The organism is Mesorhizobium sp. M1E.F.Ca.ET.041.01.1.1, assembly GCF_003997355.1.
GTDB lineage: Bacteria > Pseudomonadota > Alphaproteobacteria > Rhizobiales > Rhizobiaceae > Mesorhizobium.
The window spans coordinates 1-2250 of the sequence record NZ_RZSL01000789.1; the positions used below are offsets into that span (position 1 = coordinate 1).

The 2250-nt window shown below is 59.3% G+C and carries 3 protein-coding genes; all 3 read right to left on the reverse strand.

Annotated elements, in window-relative coordinates:
• The coding region (locus EOA38_RS34140) for a VirB8/TrbF family protein (RefSeq protein ID WP_245480993.1) at positions 1–281 on the reverse strand (281 nt) is incomplete at its 3' end.
• Between the two features lie 13 nt (positions 282–294).
• Entirely contained in the window at positions 295–1365 is a 1071-nt protein-coding gene (locus EOA38_RS34145; RefSeq protein WP_127301292.1) for a type IV secretion system protein, read from the reverse strand.
• Positions 1366–1591: 226 nt separating this feature from the next.
• The coding region (locus EOA38_RS34155) for a type IV secretion system protein (RefSeq protein WP_127301294.1) at positions 1592–2250 on the reverse strand (659 nt) is incomplete at its 5' end.

Here is a 2250-nt window from a genome sequence, read left to right on the forward strand (position 1 = left end):
AGACTTATGAGCCCTACATGGTGGTGGTCGACAAACCCCGTGGATTTGTCGACCACCACCATGTAGGGCTCATAAGTCTTGAGCGGCAGCGCAAGGATCAGCGCGCCCACGGCTGCAACGGCAATGACCGAGGCGACAGTTGCCACACACCACGCCAGAGATCGCGACCAGCGATTGCGCCGCGCGATATCTTTTTCCCAGATTGCCGCATCCACGTAGTACGGCAATGGAGACTCGGGTTTCTTCGCCGGTTCCCCAGCGCTTTCCTTCACATCGCTCATTGGTGCCCCAAGACTATGCGGGATCCGTCAGCTTGCGCGAAAGCCGCGCATATTCCGCTGAATTCTCGTATCTTCTCTGTGCGAGGCTCACGCGCGCCCGCTCGCGACCCGCCAAGCGTTCCTGCCGCGTGCTCCAGCCCATCCGTCCCATCAGCGTCCGCTGACCGGCCTGGCCCATCGATCCGAAAGCGCCGCCGTAGAACCGCCCAAACGAAGGCGTTCCAATACCAATTCCGCCCGCGAGAGAGGCGGCAACGTTGGTGATTTGCGACAGCAGCAGCACGCCAACAAGGCAGATCAGGATGAGCGGCGCGGCTTCGGTCAATGTCGTTGTCGCAGCGCCGTTCGACCGGTTAACCGCGTCGAAATAGGTCTGGGTGATCGAGATGAAGAATGCGCAGAAGGCGTAGACCAGAATCTGCACACACATGTACTGAACGATCGCGGTTATCCAGCCAGCAAAGAACCGGGTTGTGTAGCCGAACAGCATGAGAATGATGAACACAGGGGCGAGCGCCAGCAAAAGCCAAAGAAAGATCTTCGACAGGATGATGAGGAAGATCGCATAACCGATGAGCAGCGCGCCGACGACAAGGATGATCGCCGCCAGCACATAACCGCCGAAGTTCAAAACCCCAAGGCTCTTGATAAAGGCAGACGTGGAATTGGCGAGCGAATCCCAGATGTTTTGCAGGGCCGTTTGCACAGAGTTGACGGAGTTCAGCCCGGCCGATGTCCCGGTCACATTGGCCGAAACGCTCGTGAGCAGGCTGTTCCCGATCGCGGACGGTGTTTCATTCGCGAACGTGTAGGCATACGTTTGAAAGTCCCCCCAGCCCGTCGCCAGAGCGTAGATGACGAAGGCGCGGAACAGGCGCCAGACCATCTCTTTTCCCGATCCGGTCGAGCTTCCCTGCCAGATGCTGATGGCCCAGAATATCACGTATAGCGTCAGTATCAGGCCGGCGACACCCACCTGTCCGCCGCCGGTCAGGGCGGACGCGAGGTTCTGGTAGGCTTGCGATACGTAGTTATTGCCGAACTGATCGACCTGTTGCAGAAGCGTCGTGATATTGAAGTTCATTTTTTCGCCATCCCACCTGGAAACAGAGATGGATCGCTATTGAGTGCCTTCATCGGACCGCACCCGGATGGCTTCGCCGCGTCTGTTTTTGGGTCGAGCGCCGCGAACGCCAGTGGCTGCATCGGTCCCTCCTCACGAGAGCACGGAGCCTTGAGTGGCTTGTGGCTGCATCCCGAGGTCGCGACAGCGCCAATAGTGGCGGCCGCTAATAGAAGAAAGCGCAGGGTCATTGGCCGGGCTTGTATTCGAGCCCCCGCGAGGCCTGGGTGATTAGGTTCATACGATCAATGTTTTCCTGGTTGGCAGCCGCCGTAGCGGTGTTCACCGCGCCGATCAGCTCGTTTACGGTCAGACCCGTTTGCACCATGATCTGGCTGTTCTGATCGATCGAGCCCTTGATGTCCTGCGCCGTGCCGATCCGTTGAGCGCCCGACTGAAAAGCGCTGGAACGGGTCTTCACCCCATTTTGCGAGGAGTCGACCAGTCCGGTGACCGTGGCCGCGACGTTCACCAGGGCGCTGTAGTTCTTATCCATCTGCGTCGTCTGACCATTGATCAGGCCCGAAATGGTTTTCACCAGCTGCAGGCCGTTGATCATGTTCGAAACTATCCCCTGCGATCCATTGCCGAGGCCGGCGAACGACAACGAGCCGCCCGAGATCACGCTCCCAAGCGAAGGCGCGTCCCCCATAGAGAAGTCGCCATTGCCGAAGGCCATCTGCGCGAGCTGGCCGGCCTGGCTCGACCGGTCGCCCGTGACGGCCTGCAGCGTCTTTTGCGTATAGTTCATGATGTTGCGGTCGGTGCTGAGGATCTCGCTCGTGGCCGATGCAATCTGCCGTGCCTGCTCCAGATTAGCCTCGTCGATCGTAGGCACCTGCGCAA

Excerpts from the sequence above, each read along its gene's own strand:
- EOA38_RS34145 (WP_127301292.1), bottom strand. The coding sequence starts at position 1,365 with ATGAACTTCAATATCACGACGCTTCTGCAACAGGTCGATCAGTTCGGC.